Source organism: Streptomyces flavofungini (assembly GCF_030388665.1).
Lineage (GTDB): Bacteria > Actinomycetota > Actinomycetes > Streptomycetales > Streptomycetaceae > Streptomyces > Streptomyces flavofungini_A.
Map to the genome: position 1 here is coordinate 4,104,536 of NZ_CP128846.1, position 17,654 is coordinate 4,122,189.

Consider the following 17,654-nt stretch of genomic DNA (forward strand, 5'->3'; position numbering starts at 1 on the left):
AGCCGTCGCCCCCCGAAGGGAGTACGGAAGCGGCCTTGGGCCAGAACGCGGCCAAGGCGGGGAAGGCGGCCACCGAAGGGAACACAGCCACCGCAGAGAAGGCAGCCACTACAGAGACCACCGAGCACGCAGAGGACGCACACAGCGCAGACGGCGCAGACGGCGCCGAGGAGGCCGAACGCGCGGCCGACACGGCAGCCGCCGTGTCCGAACGGCGGCTGCACCCCGTCACGCCCCTGCGCCGCGCCTGGGCGCCGGTCGCGGTCCTCGTCGGCTGGGCCTTCCACGACCCGGACGGCACCCAGCGCCGCCTGTCCGAGCTGACGGCGGCGACGCTCGCGCTCGGCGCCACGGCCGTGGTGGTGGGCGGAGCTCTGTACGGCTTCCTGAGCTGGTGGTTCACGCACTTCGCCGTTACGGACACGGAGCTGCGCATCCGCACCGGACTGCTGTTCCGGCGCACCGCGCACATCCGCCTCGACCGGTTGCAGGCCGTCGACGTGACGCAGCCGCTCGCGGCCCGCCTCGTGGGCGTGGCCAAGCTCAAACTGGACGTGATCGGCACCGAGAAGAAGGACGAGCTGGCCTACCTGGACGAGAAGCACGCCGCCGCGCTGCGCGCCGAACTGCTCGCGCGGGCGGCGGGTTTCGCCCCGGAGACGGCCCGCGAGGTCGGCGAGGCGCCCGTGCGGAACCTGCTGCACGTGGATCCCCGCATGCTCGCCGTGTCGCTGCTCCTGACCGGCGCGCCCTGGGTGCTCCTGGTGGCCGCGCTGGTCGTGCCGACGGTGCTGTGGCTGATCACGCACAACGCGTGGACGGTCATCGCGACGGCGCTGCCGATGCTGGGCGGCGCGTTCGCGAGCAGTGTGGGCCGGTTCATCGCGGAGTACGACTGGCGGGTGGGCGAGTCGCCCGACGGCCTGCGCATCGACCACGGGCTGCTCGACAAGGCGCACGAGACGGTGCCGCCGGGGCGTGTGCAGACGGTGCACGTGGTCGAGCCGATGCTGTGGCGGCGCCTGGACTGGGTGCGCGTCGAGCTGGACGTGGCCGGTTCGTCGAACAGCGTCCTGGTGCCGGTCGCCCCGCGCGCGCTCGCCGAGTCGGTGATCGCGCAGGTGCTGCCCGGGGCGCGGGTACCGGCGGCGAGCGAACTGTCCCGCCCGCCGGACAGGGCCGCGTGGTGCGTCCCGGTGTGGTGGCGCGGCTACGGCCTCTCGGTCACCGACGCGGTCTTCGCCGCCCGCCACGGCCTCCTCCGGCGCCGCCTCTCCCTGGTCCCGCACGCGAAGGTGCAGAGCGTACGACTGACCCAGGGCCCCTGGGAACGCTTCAAGGACGTCGCCGACGTGAAGGTGGACACGGGGGCCGACAAGACGGTCACAGCCCGCCTACGGAGCACGGAGGAGGCCACCGAACTCCTGCGCGCCCAGGCGGAACGCTCCCGCACGGGGCGGCGGGAGGCGCTGCCGGATCGGTGGATGGTGGGTGGGGCGGGGGGTTGAGAGCGGGGCGCTGTAGGGGGTGGTGAGCGGCGCGTGGCGGTGAGGCGGGGACGGAGAGTGAGGCGCCGCAGGGCGTGGTCAGCGGCGCGTGGCGGTGCGGCAGGCGTTGAGAGCGGGACGCCGCAGAGCGTGGTCATCGGCGCGGCAGGCGTTGAGAGCGGGACGCTGTAGGCGTTGAGAAGCGGGACGCCGCAGGGGTGGTGAGCGGCGTGTGCTGGGGCCGAGGGCGGGCGGCACGGCCGAAGCCCGGGGGTGCGTCGCGTCCTGGTTGAACAGGTGGGCGGGTGGGAGACCGGCTGCCGCGCAGCGGCGGTCGAGGGAGGGCGCGCGGCGACCCGGCGACAAGGCCCGCAGGACCACCAGCGCCGGAGGGCGCCCCGCGTCCCACCACGGCGGCGGCCGACCCAAGGCGCCCCGGCCAGGGGAACGCTACGCGCGCAGTGCGGTGCGCAGCCCCTCCACGTCGATCTGCTCCGTCTCGTCGTGGGCCGTCAGGTCGATGACCTGACCCACCCCGCGCTCGGCGTCCGTCGCCGCGTCCGACGGCCTGAACTCGGCCTCGGCCTCCGCCTTGTGCACCGCGAGGGCCTCCTCGCCGACCACGTCCGCGAGGTCCTCGTTCTGCACGGCTTCCAGGGCGGCCGGAGCCACGCTCTTCGCGGACGTGCTCTTCGTACCGAAGAAGTCGAAGCCACCCTCGCCCGCGGGCCGACGCGTCCGCGCGGGCGGCACCACGGCCGCCGCGGTGGGAACCGCGAAGTGACCGGCGACCGCGCGCTCGTGACCGTGCCCGTCGGCCGCCACGGGCTTCCCCGGGCCGTCACCGCCGTCCACGTCGGCAGCGTCGGCGTCGGCGACATCGGCGGCGTCGAGCCCACCCGTGGTCACCGAAGGCCGCGCCTCGACCCGCGCCCGCGCCAGCCGGTCGAGCGCGTCGTTGGCACGCCCGTACAGCGAGGGCGTGGGACTCGCCCCCGGCCGGACCGCCACCCGGGCGTCTCCGGAAGCCCCGGAAGCCCCGCGGTCCTTGGCGGAACCAGCCACATCGAAGGACGCCTCGGACACCGCGCCCTCACCCGACGAACCGGACTCCACGGAATCCACTGACTCCATGGACCCGGCGGACTCCACAGACCCGGCGGACTCCACAGACCCGGCGGACTCCTCAGACCCAGCAGCCGAAGCGGCATCCCCCGCCCCGTCCAGGGCCGCGTCCGGGACCCCGTCCGCTCCAGCGGAAACTCCCGCCTCCGCAGCAGCCCCCGCCTCTTCCTCGGCCCCCGCTCCCGCCCCCGGCGGCAACGCCCGCGTGGGCGTGGGCGCCTCTGTGGACGCCTCTATGGCGAGCAGCCGCCGCCCCTCGAGGGCGCTCGCTCGCTCCGTCTCCGCCGTCGCGTACCGCCGCAGCAGTGCCGCGTGCTCGTTGCGGAGGGCCGCGAGTTCGGCCCGCTTGGAGCGCAGCTTGGCCTCCAGCTTGGTGCGCAGCTCGCGCGACTCCTCCAGGTCGGACTCGGCCTCGGCTATGCGCTCGTCGTAGCGCCACTCGTCGCTCGCCCGCGCCCGGCTCAGCTCGGCGACGCGTTTGCCCGCGGACCTGTCCCACTGGCGCATGACGACCGAGCCGATGACGGCACTCGCGGCCGCCGCGGCGACGAGTCCGCGCAGCACGACGGGTTCCGCGAACATCCAGGCGCCGCCGGCGCAGACGAGGGAGAAGCCTGCGACCGCCGACGGAGGAAGCAGCCTGTGCAATGGTGGGGAATGGCGGTGACGTCCACGTGGCATGGCCAGAAACTTACCGCGCGTAGGCGAAGTCTGGTGCCCCGCCCGCCAAATTCCCGGTGCCCCCACCACAACTCCCCACCCCGCCGAGCCACTTCCTCTTGGAAGCGCCACTCCATCTCCTCCGCGCGGATTCCGCAACCCGGCACGCGCCGCTTCCGCATTCCGCCACGAAGGCTCCCCGAGGATCCGGAGTTCGGCCTGGCCCGGGACCGCGCGGAGTGCCCGCCCGGGCCGTACGGGGGCCTACTTCTTGATCAGCCCCTTGGACTCCAGATACTCCTTGGCGACATCCGCCTCCTTCTCGCGCTCCGCGTCGACCTTGCGGTTGAGTTCGATGAGATCGTCGGTCGTGAGCGTCTTGGTGACCTTGGCGAGCGCCGCGGCTATCTTCTTGTCGCCCGCCTCCTTCTCGTTGACCACGGGAAGGATGTTGTCGGCGTTCTGGAGCTTCTTGTCGTCCTCCAGGATCACGAGGCCGAAGTTCTTCAGCGTCGCGTCCGTGGTCGTCGTCAGGACGAGCTGGTCCGTGCCGTTCTTCACGGCCTGCTTGGACTGGGTGGTGCCGACGCCCTTGGGGTCGATTCCGGCGACGTCGATGCCGTACTTCTTCTTCAGGCCGGGCGCGCAGAACGGCCGCGTCTCGCATTCGTCACCGGCGGCGATCCGGACCTTCTCGCCGGACTTTCCAAGATCGGAAAGCGTCTTGAGCTTGTGCTCCTTGGCGTAATCCGCGGTCACCGCGAAGGCGTTCTGGTCCACGGCCTCGCCCGCCGGGAGCGCCTTCAGGCCGCGCGCGCCGGCGAGCTTCGTGAGCTCTCCGTAGGTCGCGTCGAGATCGCTGGAGGCGAGCGGCTTCGCGTCCGCGCCGTTCTTCTTCAGGTTGAGGAATTCCGTGAGGGTGGCGGCGTATTCGGGCGCGACGTCGATGGTGCCCTTCTTCAGCTCGGGCTCGTACACCTCGCGGTTCTGCACGGTCTTGACCGACGCGTCGTACCCGGCGTCGCGCAGGACGCCCGCGTACAGCTCGGCGAGCACCTTCTGCTCGGTGAACCGCGCCGAGCCGACCACGATCTTGCCCTTGCCGCCGTCGGACCCCTTGTCGTCCTCCAGGCTGTCGCCGCCGCACGCGGTCAGCCCCGCGGTCAGCGCCACGACGGCCGTGGCCGCCCCTGCCATCCGTCGCGCGCGACGCGTCCTGCTGTTCATCGGTGAACCACCATTTCGAGAGTTTCCACATCAAGCGTCAAGAAGGGCCTCGGCAGGCACCGGGAAGGGCCTTGCCACTCACTCGCTCACACGGGCCCGCCCCCGCATCGGATCGAAGATCCACCCGGCGAGGACCAGGACGCCCTCCACGGCCAGCGCGAGCAGCGCCACCAGGAAGGCACCGGCGACGACCTGCGGAGTGTTCTGGAGGTTGAACCCGGCCGTGATGATCCGCCCGAGGCCCCCCTCCCCCGCCATCGCGGCGAGCGTGGCCGTGGCGACGACCTGCACCGCCGCCGACCGGACGCCCGTCATGATCAGCGGGTACGCGAGCGGCAGTTCGACGCGCGCGAACAGCTGGCGCCCGCTCATGCCCATGCCGCGCGCCGCCTCGACCACCGACCGGTCCACCTCGCGCATGCCGATGTAGGCGTTGGTGAGCAGCGGCGGCACGGCGAAGAGGACCAGCGCGATGAGCGTCGGCAGGTCCCCGTGCTCGCCGAGCGGGGTGAGGGTGAGCAGGATGAGGACGGCGAGCGTGGGCACCGCACGGCCCACGTTGGAGATGTTGACCGCGAGCGCGCCGCCCTTGCCGATGTGGCCGAGCACCATGGCGATCGGCAGCGCGATCAGGCAGGCCACGGCGAGGCACACGCCGCTGAAGTACAGATGCTCGGCGAGCCGGTGCCACACCCCCTTCTCGCCCTGCCAGTTGGCGGACGTGGTCAGCCAGTCGTAGGCACCGGATATCGCGTTCATACGGGCTCAGCCACCTTGGCCACGCTCTTGGCCGCGTCCGCCTTGCGCGCGAAGCGGCCCGGTCGTATTCGATGAGCTCGGGTCCAGGGCGTCAGGAGCCGCTGGAGGGCGAGGAGCAGCAGGTCGGCCGCGATGGCGAGCGCGACGCACAGCGCCGATGCCGTGAGCACCTGCGCCTTGAACTGGGTGTCGAGGCCGTCGAGGATCAGCGTGCCGAGGCCGCCGTAGTCCACGATCGCGCCGACGGTGGTGAGGGCGACCGTGGAGACCGTCGTGATCCGCACTCCGGCGAGCAATGCCGGAAGTGCGAGGGGCAATTCCACTTCCCACAGCAGCCGGAGCGGGCCGTATCCCATCCCCTTGGCGGCTTCTCTGGCTTCTTCGGGAACCGCCTGGAGTCCCGCGAGGATGTTCCGCACGAGGATCGTCAGCGAATACAGCACGAGGCCCGTGACGACCAGGGACGCCGACAGGCCGAAGAACGGAAGCAGCAGCGAGAACATCGCCAGGGACGGAATCGAGTACAACACGGTCGTGACGCCGAGAATCGGTGCCGCGAGGAAGCGCCAGCGGCGCGCGAGCAGCGCCAGGGGCAGCGCGACGGCCACTCCTATCGCCACCGACGCGGCCGTGATCGCCACGTGCTCCACCGTCGCGTCGATCAATTCCTGGCTGCGGGACCGGACGTACTCCCCGCAGATCCAGTCGTTCGCCACCAGGCAGTCGCGCTTGCTCACCCGCCCCACCTCCCCCGAAAGCCCGTCACCATGCCCTGCCGGACACGTGCCGAAAGCCACATGTTCCGCTGACTGGTGACCCTAACCCCGAGCACTGACAATCACCGAGACGCAGAGAGGCTCTTCGTGCCGGCGCAACACGGCCTTCACAGAACACGCGCCACAATGGGGAATCATGATCCGGTTCGAGAACGTGACCAAGCGGTACGCGGACGGCACAACGGCCGTCGACGACCTGTCCTTCGAGGTCAGCGAGGGTGAACTGGTCACGCTCGTCGGCCCGTCGGGCTGCGGCAAGACCACGACGATGAAAATGGTGAACCGGCTCATCGAGCCCACCAGCGGGCGGATATTCCTCGACGGCGACGACATATCCGGAATCGACCCCGTCCAACTCCGGCGCCGAATCGGCTATGTCATCCAGCAGGTCGGTCTGTTCCCGCACAAGACGGTCCTGGACAACACGGCGACCGTGCCGCACCTGCTCGGCGTGAAGCGCGCCAAGGCCCGCGAGCGCGCCGCCGAACTCCTCGACCTCGTCGGCCTCGACCCGGCCACCTTCGGCGACCGCTATCCCGAGCAGCTCTCCGGCGGCCAGCGCCAACGCGTGGGCGTGGCAAGGGCCCTGGCGGCCGACCCGCCGGTGCTCCTGATGGACGAGCCGTTCGGCGCGGTCGACCCGGTGGTGCGCGAGCACCTGCAGAACGAGTTCCTCCGCCTCCAGCAGGCCGTGCGCAAGACCGTGCTGTTCGTCACGCACGACATCGAGGAGGCCGTCCGCCTCGGCGACCGCATCGCCGTCTACGGCCACGGCCGGATCGAGCAGTTCGACACCCCCTCGACCGTCCTCGGTGCCCCCGCGACCGAGTACGTCGCCGACTTCGTGGGGGCGGACCGGGGTCTGAAGCGGCTCTCGGTGACCCCCATCGAGGAGGGCGACCTGGAGCAGCCGCCCGTCGTGCACCTCGACGACCCGCTGCCCAAGGAGTTCGACGCGGACGCCCGCTGGGCCGTCGTCCTGGACGGCGAGAACAACCTGCACGGCTGGCTCTCCGCCGAGCACGCGCGCGTGGGCACCGGCACGGTGGGCGAGCACGCCCGCCGGATGGAGGCGTGGCTGCCGGTGGGCGCGAGCCTGAAGCAGGCGTTCTCGACGATGCTCCAGCACGACGCGGGCTGGATCGCGGTGATCGACGAGAAGAGCGAGGGCCGGTTCCTCGGGGTGCTCACCCCGGCCCGGCTGCACGAGGCGCTGCGCCGCTCGACAGCGGCGGACGCGCGGGACATCCCGCGCGAGGCGGTGGAGCTGGAGACGGTGGCCTCGGTGCCGGGGGCCTGACCGCCCCGGTACCGCCCAGCGGACGCTTCCGGCGCGGGCCGGATGTCGGCCCGCGCCGGAAGCCGCCTCACGGCCGACGGCGCCGACTCACGTCCGACGGCGCCGACTCACGTCCGACGACATCGGCGCACGTCCGACGCATCGGCGCACGACTGACGACATCAGCGCACGTCCGACCCTCCGGTCAGCCGTCCGCTCATCCACACCAGCGACGCCGGGATCTCACGCCGCCAGGTGTTGAAGTTGTGGCCCCCGCTCTCCAGGGTGATCGACGACACCCGGGTCGGTGCCTTGACCTTGTCGATGAACTTCTTGGTGTCCTTGAAGTTGCCCTCGCCCTTCTTGCTGGTGGTCACCAGGAGGGAGGTCTTGGGCGGCGGCATGTGGTCGAGGTACCACATCAGGTCGGCGCGCCGCTCCAGGTCCTTGTCGCCGTGGAACAGGTTGCCGGTCGTCACGTCCTGGGCGGCCTTGTAGTACGCGGACAGGCCGACCGCGGCGCCGTACACGCCGGGGTGGTGCATGGCGACCTTCAGGGCGCAGTAGCCGCCCGTGGAGTCGCCGATGATGCCCCAGCTGTCGGGCTTCTTGCCGACCCGGTAATGCGCGGAGATGGCGTCCGGCAGGTCCTTGGCGAAGAACGTCTCGGACTGCGGGCCGCCGGGGATGTCCACGCACTCGGTGTCCCGGGGCGGCGCCACGGTCGGCCGCAGCATGACCAGGATCATCGGCTGCATCTTGCCGTCCTTGGCCTGCCGGTGGGCCGTCTGCGGGTAGTGCAGTCCCTTGATGAGGGCCTCCGCGGTGCCGGGGTAGCCGGTGAGGACGGCGGCGGCGGGGAAGGTGCGGTGCTTGAACTGCGGCTGGAAGTACTCCGGCGGCAGATACACGTACGCGGGGCTGGCGATCTTGGAGTTCCGGCCCTGGATGTCGATCTTCTGGATCTGTCCGCCCACACGGGGGATGCCGCCGCCGGGTACGTCGACGGACTTGGTGTCGACCACCCGGACGGGCCCCTTCTCGCCCTTCATGGCGTCGTGGTCCACGACCACGCCCTGCGCCGTCTCCTGGCCGAACAGGTCGGCCCAGGTGGCGTAGAAGCCGAACGCCTGGTTGGCGGAGAGGCCGACCGACGCGAAGACGGCAAGCTGCGTGGCGAGCAGCAGCCCGACGCGGCCGGTGACGGCGCGCCAGCTGCGGCGTGCGAGCCGCGGCCAGAGCCAGATCGTGCCGATGAACAGCAGCACGGCCAGCGCTACCGCAAGTGCCAGCACCTTATTGCTCGTGAGACCCATGGGATGATCCTGCCTGCGCTTTCTGCCTGTGCTCTTCCCGGGGGCGGACCCGTCGGCTCCAGCCGAGCGACGTTCCTTTTCCGCCAGCTTTACACCGGTTTTCCGGCCGGGAGTGAACCCGTGTCCCTGAAGGACCGTCCTAGAGGGCGCAATATCACCGGACGCCACCTTTGGCACCGGATGGAAGCTCTCTCGCAGAACTACGGGATGCGATGTCTGTCAGGATAGATGGGGAAATGTCGGGTGCGGTTCCAGGAGGCAACGACGGCGGCGACCGAGGGCTGCGCCGGTTCTTCCGCGGCCCCCGCCCCGAAGCCGTCCCGGTCCTCGCGGCGAGAATCTGCACCCTCGTCGCGCTCCTGAACATCGCCGCCGGCGTCTTCCCCCGCTTCCGGCGCAGCCGGCTGCACACCTTCGCGGAGGTCCTGCCGGGCGCCCTCGGCCCCTTCGCGGCCGCGCTCGCGCTGAGCTGCGGCGTCCTGCTGCTCCTGCTCGCGCACGGACTGCGGCGGCACAAGCGCCGGGCCTGGCGGGCCGCCGTGGTGCTGCTGCCCGCGGGCGCGGTGGCGCAGTTCGCGTACCGGCACTCCTTCATCGGCGCGGCGATCTCCCTCGCGCTGCTCGCTCTGCTCCTGCGCCACCGCGGTGAGTTCGCCGCGCTGCCCGACCCGCGCAGCCGCTGGCGCGCCCTCGCCAACTTCGTGCTCCTGGGCGCCGGCTCCATCGCGCTCGGCCTGGTCATCGTGAGCGTCCACCCGGACAAGGTCGTGGGCGACCCGGGCATCGCGGACCGGCTCACCCACGTCCTGTACGGCCTGTTCGGCCTCGAGGGGCCCGTCGGCTACACCGGCAGGACCTCCTGGACGGTCGGCTTCTCCCTCGGCGCCCTCGGCATGCTGACCGCCCTCACCACCATCTACCTGGCCTTCCGCCCCGAGCACCCGGCGGCACGGCTCACCCAGGACGACGAGAGCCGACTGCGTGAGCTGCTCGCCAAGCACGGCGGCCGCGACTCCCTCGGCCACTTCGCGCTCCGCCGCGACAAGGGCGTCGTCTTCTCGCCCAGCGGCAAGGCCGCCGTCACCTACCGCGTCGTCTCCGGCGTGATGCTCGCGTCGGGCGACCCGATCGGCGACGTGGAGGCCTGGCCGGGCGCCATCGAGCGCTTCATGGACGAGGCCAAGGCACACTCCTGGACGCCCGCCGTCATGGGCTGCTCCGAGACCGGCGGCGAGGTCTGGACCCGCGAGACGGGCCTGGACGCCCTGGAGCTCGGGGACGAGGCGGTGGTGGATGTCGCGGATTTCTCCCTGTCCGGGCGCGCGATGCGCAACGTGCGCCAGATGGTCAAGCGGATCGAGCGCAATGGCTACGAGACCCGCGTGCGGCGCATCCGTGACCTCGGCGAGAAGGAGCTGGAGCGCATCAAGCGCGCCGCCGAGGACTGGCGCGGCACCGACACCGAGCGCGGCTTCTCCATGGCCCTCGGCCGCATCGGCGACCCGAACGACGGCGACTGCCTGATCGCGACGGCCCACAAGGCCGACGAGAAGCCCGGACCCTACGGCGACCTGAAGGCCGTCATCCACTTCGTGCCGTGGGGCAAGGACGGCGTGTCCCTGGAGCTGATGCGCCGCGACCGCTCGGCCGACCCGGGCATGAACGAGCTGCTCATCGTCGCCGCCCTGCAGGCCGCGCCGAAGCTCGGCATCGAGCGGATCTCCCTGAACTTCGCGATGTTCCGGGCCGCGCTCGCGCGCGGCGAGAAGCTGGGCGCGGGCCCGGTCCTGCGGGCCTGGCGCGGACTGCTCGTGTTCCTGTCGCGCTGGTTCCAGATCGAGTCCCTGTACAAGTTCAACGCGAAGTTCCGGCCGCGCTGGGAGCCCCGCTTCGTCGTCTACCGCTCCAGCCGCGACCTGCCGCGGATCGGTTTCGCGGCGATGCAGGCCGAGGGCTTCGTCACGTTCGGCATGCCGCGCTTCCTGCGCCGTGCCATCGCGCAGCGCCGCCCCTGCCCGCACCAGACGGCCCAGACCGCCGAGCGGGAGGTACGGGCGGCGTAGCGGCCCTCCTCGCGGGCCTAGGCTTGAGGCATGGTGACGTTGCGCGGGCGGGGAACGGTCGAGGGGCTGCCTCAGTGGGACCGCTGTGCGGTCATGGGGGTGGTGAACGTGACTCCCGACTCCTTCTCCGACGGCGGCCGGTGGTTCGACACCACGGCCGCCGTCAAGCACGGCATCGACCTGGTCGCCCAGGGCGCCGACCTGGTCGACGTGGGCGGCGAGTCGACCCGCCCCGGCGCCACGCGCGTGGACGAGGACGAGGAGCTGCGGCGCGTCGTCCCCGTCGTACGGGGCCTGGCCGCCGAGGGCGTCACGGTCTCTGTGGACACCATGCGGGCCCGCGTGGCCCGGGAGGCGCTCGCCGCGGGGGCGGTGCTCGTGAACGACGTCTCCGGAGGCCTCGCCGACCCGGACATGGTGCCGTCGGTCGCGGCCGCCCGGGCGCCCTTCGTGGTCATGCACTGGCGCGGCTTCCTCAGTGACATCCACGCCCGCCCCGTGTACGAGGACGTGGTCTCCGAAGTCGTCGACGAGCTCCACGCGCGCGTGCAGGCCGCCATCGACGGCGGGATCGCCCCCGAGCACATCGTCGTCGACCCCGGCCTCGGCTTCTCCAAGGACGCCGAGCACGACCTGGCGCTCCTCGCCCGCCTCGACCGGCTGCACACGCTCGGCCGCCCCGTCCTGGTCGCCGCCTCCCGCAAGCGTTTCCTCGGCCGGGTCCTCGCGGGCCCCGAGGGCGCGCCGCCCCCCGCGCGGGAGCGCGACGCGGCCACGGCCGCGGTGTCCGCGATCGCCGCGCACCAGGGCGCCTGGGCGGTGCGGGTGCACGAGGTGCGGGCCACGGCGGACGCGGTGCGGGTCGCACGCGCGGTCACCGGCGCGGCCGGGGAGGCGGGCGCTCAGTGACGCACGCGCGAACGGACGTCGAGCAGGTCGAGCTCGCCAACACCGCCTTCTACGAGGCCCTGGAGCGCGGTGACTTCGACGGCGTCTCGGACCTGTGGCTGGACGCCGCGGACCTGGCCGACGCCGAGACGTACACCGGGCCGCAGGACGCGGACGGCGACACCGGCGCGGGCACGGCGGCCGCCGGGGGCCCCGGAGGCACCGCCGACCCCGACAGCGCCGACGAGGGCACGGACACCGCGTCGGACGGCCCCGCGATCTCCTGCGTGCACCCGGGCTGGCCGGTGCTCACGGGCCGCGGCGAGGTCCTCAGGTCGTACGCCCTGATCATGGCCAACACGGAGTACATCCAGTTCTTCCTCACCGACCTGCGCGTCAGCGTGGCCGGTGACACGGCCCTGGTGACCTGCACGGAGAACATCCTCAGCGGGGGCCCCGCACCGCAGGACGGCGACGAGCTCGGGCCGCTCGTGGGACAGCTCGTGGTCGCCACGAACGTGTTCCGGCGCACGGCCGGTGGCTGGAAACTGTGGTCGCACCACGCGTCACCCGTGCTTGCCGAATCCGGTGACGAAGAGGACGGCGAGACACCCGCATGAGTGGTGGCGGGTCGCCGCCGAGTGGGTAGGGGCACCCGCGAAGCGTCGTGGGAGGGCCGTCCGGCGGCCCCCGCGGGCGAACACTGTCGGTGCTCGCAGGTAGATTCGAATGTGGCTGGTGTGCCGACCGCACTCGGCGGAACCGGCCGATACCGACGACTGTCAGGAGTGATTCGCGTGGATCGTGTCGCGCTGCGTGGCCTGAAGGCGCGCGGGCACCACGGTGTGTACCCGCGGGAACGCGAGGAGGGCCAGACCTTCATCGTGGACCTGGTCCTCGGCCTGGACACCCGGGCGGCCGCGGCCGACGACGACCTGGCGAAGACCGTGCACTACGGCATCGTGGCGGAGGAGGTCGTGGCCGTCGTCGAGGGCGAGCCGGTCAACCTCATCGAGACGCTCTCCGAGCGCATCGCCCAGGCCTGCCTGAAGCACGACGGCGTCCTGGAGGTCGAGGTCACGGTCCACAAACCGGACGCCCCGATCACCGTCCCGTTCGACGACGTGACCGTCACCATCACCCGGAGCCGCGTATGACCCCCCACAGCGACCCCACCGTCCAGCCGGTCCCCACGTCCGTCGTCGAGCAGGTCGACGCCGCCGACACGACGCTCTCCAACCCCCGGCGCGCCGTGATCTCCCTCGGCTCGAACCTGGGCAACCGCCTGGAGACCCTCCAGGGCGCCGTCGACGCCCTGGAGGACACGCCCGGCCTGCGGGTCAAGGCGGTCTCCCCGGTGTACGAGACCGAGCCCTGGGGCGTCGAGCCCGGCTCCCAGCCGTCGTACTTCAACGCCGTGGTGGTCGTGAAGACGACCCTCCCCCCGGCCTCGCTCCTGGAGCGCGCGCACGCCGTCGAGGAAGCCTTCGACCGGGTCAGGGACGAGCGCTGGGGCCCGCGCACGATCGACGTCGACATCGTCGCGTACGCCGACGTGGTCTCGGACGACCCGGTCCTGACCCTCCCCCACCCGCGGGCGCACGAGCGGGCCTTCGTCCTCGCCCCGTGGCACGACGTCGAGCCCGAGGCGCAGCTCCCGGGCCGCGGCCCGGTCGCGGAGCTGCTCGCCGGAGTGGGCCGCGAAGGGGTCGCGCCCCGCGTCGACCTGGAACTCCGGCTGCCCGAGTAATCGTTGGACCCACAGCGCACGGATTCCCGTGCGGCGCGGACCGCGCGACGACACGGCACCGCACGGCACGACCGCTCAACAAAACGGCAAGGAACATAAGGGGCGACCTCCGGAATGAAGCAATTGCGCGTGAGGGTGCTGGCAGGCCTCTTCGCCGTCGCCGGAGTGCTGTCCTGGGCGGGGGCCCGGCTCTGGGACTCCGTGGGCACGCTGCCCCGGGTGCCCCTGGCCGCGCCCATCGTCCTCGCGCTGATCGCCGTGGTGCTGCTCGCCACGGCGATCTCGCTGCGCGCCCGCCTGAAGGCCCAGCGGGAGCGGCGCCCCGGCGCGAAGGGCGTCGAGCCGCTGATGGCCGCCCGCGCGGTCGTCTTCGGCCAGGCGAGCGCCCTGGTCGCCGCCCTGGTCTGCGGGATGTACGGCGGCGTGGGCGTCTTCATGCTGGAGTTCCTGGACCTCCCCGCCCGCCGGGACCAGGCGTACTACGCCGGTTTCTCGGTCCTCGCGGGCATCGGCGTGATAGTGGCCGCCTTCTTCCTGGAGCGGGTCTGCAAGCTCCCGGAGGACGGGGACGACGAGCACGGGGGCGCAAGTCCGGTCACGTGACTCCGGGCTGCCCGCGGTGACATGGCAGTGGCCCCTCGAGGGGAAGCTATCACCACGGCTGCCGGGCCAGGTGACCGTTGACCAAGAAGCTGGGGTAGGGGTCGAGCCGGAAGGCGTAGAGGGTGAACGGCTTGTCACCGGAGGTGCGTCGGCGCACCTCATGCACCTCGGCCCAGGTTGCCTCCCGCAGCCCGAGCGGATGGTGCTCGGCGTGAAACGTCCCGCGCGACGGCCAGGTGTCCACCACGGCCTGCCGTGAGGCCCCCCATGCTTGTTGGGGGTGAACTGTGCCCCGACCACCTGGGCCAGCTCCGCGAGGAAGCCAACGAGGAGGAGACCACACGAACGCGGAACCCCGGGGCCTCCCGCCGCAGGTATCCGGACGGGCGTGAGACCGGCTCAAGCCGACCGGTCAGGCCCGTCGCCGCAGCCAGGCTCTGCGCGAACCGGGCCGCGAAAGCCTCGTCGTTGACCACCAGCGAGACGTAGTTGGTTCCGACCGTGCCATCCGCACAGGTGGCACCGATCGCGTACCCAAGGTCGTAGCCCGGCTGAATCAGCAGACGTTTACGGCATAGCTTCCGCGCATGCGTCCATCCCACCACTGTTCCCGCGCTGTCTCGCGCGTGCGTCCAGCCGTCCGGAGTGCCCAGCATCTGATCCGGTGCAACGGTGAACGCCACAGGGTCGGTCACGACATCCACGACCTCACGGGCTTTGACGACCGCCACCCCGGTGACGGTCGTCCGAACCGACCGATCGCCGTCCAACGTCCAGAGTTCGACGCCCACTTGGACATCCCGTGCTCGCAGGCGTCCGCCCACCGCGTTCACGGTCTGCACACTCGGAAGCCCGTATCCCATCGCGATCTCCCTTGACCAGCGATCAACTCACCGATCCGGGACACTATGGGACACCACTGACAATCGATCTATCGCGCCATGATCAGGCTCATCGCCTCATTCCGCGTGGCAGCGTCCCGCAGCTGGCCACGGACCGCGGACGTGATGGTTTTTGCTCCCGGCTTACGAATGCCGCGCATCGACATGCACATGTGCTCGCACTCCACCACGACGATCACGCCGCGTGGCTCAAGGATCTCCATCAGGGATTCAGCGATCTGGGTCGTCATCCGCTCTTGCACCTGCGGACGCCGGGCGAAGACATCCACCAGCCGGGCGAGCTTCGACAAGCCAGTGATCTTGCCAGTGACAGCCGGGATGTAACCGACGTGCGCGACCCCCCTGAAGGGCACGAGATGATGTTCGCAGCAAGACGTGACTTCGATGTCCTTCACCAAGATCATCTCGTCGTGCCCCAGGTCGAACGTCGTCGTCAGGACGTCCTCGGGCTCCTGCCACAGGCCCGCGAATATCTCCTTGTACGCGCGCGCCACCCGCCCCGGCGTCTCCCGCAGGCCCTCGCGGTCGGGGTCCTCGCCGACCGCGATGAGCAGCTCCCGCACGGCGTTCTCGGCCCGCTTCTCGTCGAACTCGCCGATCGTGCCCTCGCCGTCCAGCGTCACGGGGTCGGTCATCTGTGCCTCGTTCCTGGGTCCTGTGTTGCGGACGGCCGAAAACAGCCGCGCCCCCCAGGCTAGAACCTGGGGGGCGCGGCATCCATTCCGGGCCTGGTGGAGCGCCCGGGACGGGGTGTGGCTCAGCTCTCGGGGCGGTCCTCGGGGGCCACCTCGAGGGACGGGGTGTCACTCGTGCCGGTCGCACCGGTCGCGCCGGCGGTCACCGCGGGGGTGGCACCGTTCGCGCCGTTCGTCAGCGACAGCTCCTTCGGCGAGAGCACCGGCGGGCGTGTCGACGGCGTACGCCGGGTGGAGCCCGTCCAGGCCGGACGGGCCGGGCGCTTGACGATCGGGGCGAAGATCTCCGCGATCTCCTCCTTGCCGAGCGTCTCCTTCTCCAGGAGCTGGAGGACCAGGTTGTCGAGGACGTCGCGGTTCTCGACGAGGATCTCCCAGGCCTCGTTGTGCGCGGTCTCGATGAGCTTCTTGACCTCTTCGTCGACCAGCGCCGCGACCTCTTCCGAGTAGTCCCGCTGGTGCGCCATCTCGCGCCCGAGGAACGGCTCGGTGTTGTCGCCGCCGAACTTGATCGCGCCCAGACGCTCGGTCATGCCGTACTGCGTGACCATCGCGCGAGCGGTGGCCGTGGCCTTCTCGATGTCGTTGGCGGCACCGGTGGTCGGGTCGTGGAAGACCAGTTCCTCGGCCGCGCGCCCGCCCAGCATGTACGCCAGCTGGTCGAGCATTTCGTTGCGCGTGGTCGAGTACTTGTCCTCGTCCGGCAGGACCATGGTGTAGCCGAGGGCGCGGCCGCGCGACAGGATCGTGATCTTGTGGACCGGGTCCGAGTTCGGAGAAGCCGCCGCGACCAGGGCGTGTCCGCCCTCGTGGTACGCGGTGATCTTCTTCTCCTTGTCGGACATGATCCGGGTCCGCTTCTGCGGGCCCGCCACGACGCGGTCGATGGCCTCGTCCAGCATGTGGTTGTCGATCAGCTTCTGGTTGCTGCGCGCGGTGAGCAGGGCGGCCTCGTTGAGGACGTTGCTCAGGTCCGCGCCGGTGAAGCCCGGCGTGCGCCGCGCGACAGCGCCCAGATCGACGTCCGGGGCGACCGGCTTGCCCTTCTGGTGAACCTTGAGGATCTCCAGACGGCCCTGCATGTCCGGGCGGTCGACGGCGATCTGCCGGTCGAAGCGGCCGGGGCGCAGGAGCGCCGGGTCGAGGATGTCCGGGCGGTTCGTGGCGGCGATCAGGATGACGCCGCCCTTCACGTCGAAGCCGTCCATCTCGACGAGCAGCTGGTTGAGCGTCTGCTCGCGCTCGTCGTGGCCACCGCCGAGACCGGCACCGCGGTGTCGGCCGACGGCGTCGATCTCGTCGACGAAGACGATCGCCGGGGCGTTCGCCTTGGCCTGCTCGAAGAGGTCACGCACTCGGGAGGCACCGACACCGACGAACATCTCGACGAAGTCGGAACCCGAGATCGAGTAGAACGGGACGCCCGCCTCGCCCGCGACGGCGCGCGCGAGCAGGGTCTTGCCCGTGCCGGGCGGGCCGTAGAGCAGCACACCCTTGGGGATCTTGGCGCCGACGGCCTGGAACTTCGCCGGCTCCTGGAGGAACTCCTTGATCTCGTGGAGTTCCTCGACGGCCTCGTCGGAACCCGCGACGTCGGCGAACGTCGTCTTCGGGGTGTCCTTGGTGATGAGCTTCGCCTTGGACTTGCCGAAGTTCATGACCCGGCTGCCGCCGCCCTGCATCTGATTCATCAGGAACAGGAACACGACGACGATGAGGACGAACGGGAGAAGGGACAGCAGGATGCCGACGAAGGGGTTCTGCTTCGACGGGGAGACGGTGTAACCGTCCGGGATCTGCTTGTCCTCGTATTTGGCCTGCAGCGTCTTGGCGAGCTCGACGCCCTGGTCGCCGATGTAGCTCGCCTGGATCTTGCTGCTGCCCTTGACCTTCTGGCCGTCCTTGAGCTCCACCTTGATGATGTGATCGTCACCGGTGGTGAGCTTGGCCGACTCGACCTTGTTGTCATCGATGGCCTGCACGACTTGGCCGGTGTCCACCGTCTTGTAGCCACCGGACGAACCGACGACCTGCATCAACACGACCACGGCAAGGACGGCCAGCACAATCCACATGACTGGCCCACGGAAGTATCGCTTCACGTCCATCCACACGGAGCGATGC

At 70.8% G+C, this 17,654-nt stretch carries 15 protein-coding genes; 8 read left to right on the forward strand and 7 right to left on the reverse strand.

Going from position 1 to position 17,654, the window contains the following annotated elements; all coding sequences use genetic code 11:
- The first annotated feature begins 203 nt into the window (after nt 1–203).
- Nucleotides 204–1,508: a PH domain-containing protein gene (locus QUY26_RS16915; RefSeq protein ID WP_289955775.1), complete on the forward strand. Its 1,305-nt coding sequence runs from the start codon at nt 204–206 to the stop codon at nt 1,506–1,508.
- 429 nt (nt 1,509–1,937) lie between these two features.
- Here QUY26_RS16915 and QUY26_RS16920 read toward each other — a convergent pair whose 3' ends face one another.
- From QUY26_RS16920 to QUY26_RS16935, 4 genes are all read right to left on the reverse strand, one after another.
- Complete coding sequence (locus QUY26_RS16920) at nt 1,938–3,194, reverse strand: hypothetical protein (RefSeq protein WP_436840345.1); 1,257 nt, start codon at nt 3,192–3,194, stop codon at nt 1,938–1,940.
- Nucleotides 3,195–3,536: 342 nt separating this feature from the next.
- Entirely contained in the window at nt 3,537–4,499 is a 963-nt protein-coding gene (locus QUY26_RS16925; RefSeq protein ID WP_289947487.1) for an ABC transporter substrate-binding protein, read from the reverse strand.
- 78 nt (nt 4,500–4,577) lie between these two features.
- Entirely contained in the window at nt 4,578–5,258 is a 681-nt protein-coding gene (locus tag QUY26_RS16930) for an ABC transporter permease (RefSeq protein WP_289947488.1), read from the reverse strand.
- A complete protein-coding gene (locus QUY26_RS16935; RefSeq protein ID WP_289947493.1) occupies nt 5,255–5,995 on the reverse strand; it encodes an ABC transporter permease in 741 nt (246 codons plus the stop codon). Before QUY26_RS16935 ends, QUY26_RS16930 begins: the two co-directional genes overlap by 4 nt.
- 175 nt (nt 5,996–6,170) lie before the next feature.
- Between QUY26_RS16935 and QUY26_RS16940 the strand changes: the two genes are divergently transcribed.
- Nucleotides 6,171–7,334 (forward strand): ABC transporter ATP-binding protein, encoded by a 1,164-nt coding sequence (locus QUY26_RS16940; RefSeq protein ID WP_289947495.1) that lies wholly within the window; start codon nt 6,171–6,173, stop codon nt 7,332–7,334.
- A 161-nt stretch (nt 7,335–7,495) separates the two neighbouring features.
- Here the strand turns inward: QUY26_RS16940 and QUY26_RS16945 are convergent, their stop codons facing one another.
- Nucleotides 7,496–8,629 carry an alpha/beta hydrolase gene (locus QUY26_RS16945; RefSeq protein WP_289947496.1) on the reverse strand — a complete coding sequence of 378 codons (1,134 nt, stop codon included), beginning with the start codon at nt 8,627–8,629 and terminating at the stop codon, nt 7,496–7,498.
- Between the two features lie 236 nt (nt 8,630–8,865).
- Between QUY26_RS16945 and QUY26_RS16950 the strand changes: the two genes are divergently transcribed.
- The 6 genes from QUY26_RS16950 to QUY26_RS16975 all read left to right on the forward strand — a co-directional run bounded on the left by QUY26_RS16950 (nt 8,866) and on the right by QUY26_RS16975 (nt 13,933).
- The gene (locus tag QUY26_RS16950) at nt 8,866–10,692 is read left to right on the forward strand and encodes a phosphatidylglycerol lysyltransferase domain-containing protein (protein ID WP_289947497.1); all 1,827 of its coding nucleotides are present in this window, start codon (nt 8,866–8,868) and stop codon (nt 10,690–10,692) included.
- Nucleotides 10,693–10,722: 30 nt separating this feature from the next.
- On the forward strand, nt 10,723–11,601 hold the full coding sequence (gene folP, locus QUY26_RS16955) for a dihydropteroate synthase (protein WP_289947499.1): 879 nt from the start codon (nt 10,723–10,725) through the stop codon (nt 11,599–11,601).
- Nucleotides 11,598–12,200 (forward strand): nuclear transport factor 2 family protein, encoded by a 603-nt coding sequence (locus QUY26_RS16960; protein ID WP_289947501.1) that lies wholly within the window; start codon nt 11,598–11,600, stop codon nt 12,198–12,200. The genes folP and QUY26_RS16960 overlap by 4 nt, the downstream gene beginning before the upstream one ends.
- Nucleotides 12,201–12,377: 177 nt before the next feature.
- Entirely contained in the window at nt 12,378–12,737 is a 360-nt protein-coding gene (folB, locus tag QUY26_RS16965) for a dihydroneopterin aldolase (protein WP_030361050.1), read from the forward strand.
- Nucleotides 12,734–13,330: a 2-amino-4-hydroxy-6-hydroxymethyldihydropteridine diphosphokinase gene (gene folK, locus QUY26_RS16970; RefSeq protein WP_289947505.1), complete on the forward strand. Its 597-nt coding sequence runs from the start codon at nt 12,734–12,736 to the stop codon at nt 13,328–13,330. The genes folB and folK overlap by 4 nt, the downstream gene beginning before the upstream one ends.
- A gap of 114 nt (nt 13,331–13,444) precedes the next feature.
- Complete coding sequence (locus tag QUY26_RS16975) at nt 13,445–13,933, forward strand: DUF3180 domain-containing protein (RefSeq protein WP_289947506.1); 489 nt, start codon at nt 13,445–13,447, stop codon at nt 13,931–13,933.
- Between the two features lie 931 nt (nt 13,934–14,864).
- Here the strand turns inward: QUY26_RS16975 and folE are convergent.
- Both folE and ftsH read right to left on the reverse strand, forming a co-directional pair.
- Complete coding sequence (gene folE / locus QUY26_RS16980) at nt 14,865–15,470, reverse strand: GTP cyclohydrolase I FolE (protein WP_289947508.1); 606 nt, start codon at nt 15,468–15,470, stop codon at nt 14,865–14,867.
- 122 nt (nt 15,471–15,592) lie between these two features.
- Nucleotides 15,593–17,638, reverse strand: a complete 2,046-nt coding sequence (gene ftsH / locus QUY26_RS16985) for an ATP-dependent zinc metalloprotease FtsH (RefSeq protein ID WP_289955777.1) — start codon at nt 17,636–17,638, stop codon at nt 15,593–15,595.
- Nucleotides 17,639–17,654 lie beyond the last annotated feature (16 nt).

What these genes read in the sequence shown, in the direction of transcription:
- QUY26_RS16920 (WP_436840345.1), bottom strand. Translation starts at nt 3,194, where the DNA reads ATGTTCGCGGAACCCGTCGTGCTGCGCGGACTCGTCGCCGCGGCGGCC.
- QUY26_RS16925 (WP_289947487.1), bottom strand. Translation starts at nt 4,499, where the DNA reads ATGAACAGCAGGACGCGTCGCGCGCGACGGATGGCAGGGGCGGCCACG.
- QUY26_RS16930 (WP_289947488.1), bottom strand. Translation starts at nt 5,258, where the DNA reads ATGAACGCGATATCCGGTGCCTACGACTGGCTGACCACGTCCGCCAAC.
- QUY26_RS16940 (WP_289947495.1), top strand. Translation starts at nt 6,171, where the DNA reads ATGATCCGGTTCGAGAACGTGACCAAGCGGTACGCGGACGGCACAACG.
- QUY26_RS16945 (WP_289947496.1), bottom strand. Translation starts at nt 8,629, where the DNA reads ATGGGTCTCACGAGCAATAAGGTGCTGGCACTTGCGGTAGCGCTGGCC.
- QUY26_RS16950 (WP_289947497.1), top strand. Translation starts at nt 8,866, where the DNA reads ATGTCGGGTGCGGTTCCAGGAGGCAACGACGGCGGCGACCGAGGGCTG.
- folP (WP_289947499.1), top strand. Translation starts at nt 10,723, where the DNA reads ATGGTGACGTTGCGCGGGCGGGGAACGGTCGAGGGGCTGCCTCAGTGG.
- folK (WP_289947505.1), top strand. Translation starts at nt 12,734, where the DNA reads ATGACCCCCCACAGCGACCCCACCGTCCAGCCGGTCCCCACGTCCGTC.
- QUY26_RS16975 (WP_289947506.1), top strand. Translation starts at nt 13,445, where the DNA reads ATGAAGCAATTGCGCGTGAGGGTGCTGGCAGGCCTCTTCGCCGTCGCC.
- folE (WP_289947508.1), bottom strand. Translation starts at nt 15,470, where the DNA reads ATGACCGACCCCGTGACGCTGGACGGCGAGGGCACGATCGGCGAGTTC.
- ftsH (WP_289955777.1), bottom strand. Translation starts at nt 17,638, where the DNA reads ATGGACGTGAAGCGATACTTCCGTGGGCCAGTCATGTGGATTGTGCTG.